The sequence below is a fragment of the Micromonospora sp. NPDC052213 genome, assembly GCF_040679695.1.
Classification (GTDB): Bacteria; Actinomycetota; Actinomycetes; order Mycobacteriales; family Micromonosporaceae; genus Micromonospora.
In genome coordinates this window covers 1-1135 of record NZ_JBFAVI010000387.1, presented here as the reverse complement: position 1 = coordinate 1135, position 1135 = coordinate 1, and the positions used below count along the sequence as shown (strand labels likewise).

General features: G+C 70.7%; 1 protein-coding gene. It reads right to left on the bottom strand.

Annotated features, from left to right (window positions below; genetic code table 11):
• Positions 1-41: 41 nt before the first annotated feature.
• Positions 42-638: a hypothetical protein gene (locus tag AB0L34_RS34175; RefSeq protein ID WP_363709815.1), complete on the bottom strand. Its 597-nt coding sequence runs from the start codon at positions 636-638 to the stop codon at positions 42-44.
• Between the last annotated feature and the right edge of the window lie 497 nt (positions 639-1135).

The following is a 1135-nucleotide window of genomic DNA, read 5'->3' as shown; positions in this document are numbered from 1 at the left end:
CCCGCACGGGGTACCGGCCAGCGGCGTCATGCGCCTGTGTGTCAGCTGTTCCAGTGCTTGGCGACGAGGTCGGCGGCCTGCTGCTCCCACTGGGCGTAGTGGTCGGGGTACGCCGACACCTGCACGGTCTGCGCGGCCTGGGTCAGGGGCATGTCCTGCCACCCGTCGACCTGCTTCAGACCCTTCAGGAACGCCATCGTCGAGTACTCCGGGTCGGTGATCTGCTCCACCGTGCCCCAACCGCTGGACGGGCGCTGCTGGAACAGGCCCTGCGAGTCGTGGTCGTTGCGGTCACCCAGATGACCCAGGTTCTCCAGCTTCGACTCCTGCAACGCCGTCGCGATCGACACCACGGCGGCCCGCTCGTCCATCCCGGCCTTCTTCGTCGCCGCGATGATCGCCTTCACGTTACCGACCTGCTCGTCCGACAGGTCGATGCGCGACTGCGCACCCTGCACACCATGCGGCACCAGCTTCGCGGTGTCCACGGCCGGCTTGTCGGCCTGCACGGCGACGGCGGTGATCGGGGTGCTCTCGACCGTCGGGGCGGCGTGAGCAGCGGCCGGACCGGCGAACACGCCACCGGCGAAGGCCAGACCAGCGATACCGAGAACGCTCTTACGCATGATCGTGTTCATCAGATGCTCCATTCGGGGGTTGGCACCACACCCCGCCGAGGGGGGTCGGCGAAGGGGCGCAAGCACCGTCCGGCGCTCAAAAAACTCGGGGGATCCGGCATCACACGCCGGGAAGAATCAGACCGGCCGTGGAGACCGGGAGTGGCCCGTGCCGCGCGGGGCGGGAGGCGGCCCCTTCATCGGCCGGGACCATGTGTAACGACCGGCGGCCCACCAACATTCCGGGGCCGGGGCCTGCACGCCAGCCCGCCAGAGGACGGGGGATGGCCTTGCTCGGCCGTACGCAGGGTGTAACGACCCCGGCCCGGCCACGATTCCGCGCCCACGATGCCCCCGGTCACACCCCGGAACCGGACCCACGGGACACCGCCACCCGGCCCGTCGCCTCCCGACGGCCCGTTTGCCGGATAACGGACAGCCAGGCACGGACGGCGCACGACCACCGACGGGGTGTGGCCCGCCGTGCCCGGCGCAGGCGATCCGGGGCTCCCTCGGAG

Coding starts and splice junctions, on each gene's coding strand:
- AB0L34_RS34175 (WP_363709815.1), bottom strand. CDS start 638: ATGAACACGATCATGCGTAAGAGCGTTCTCGGTATCGCTGGTCTGGCC.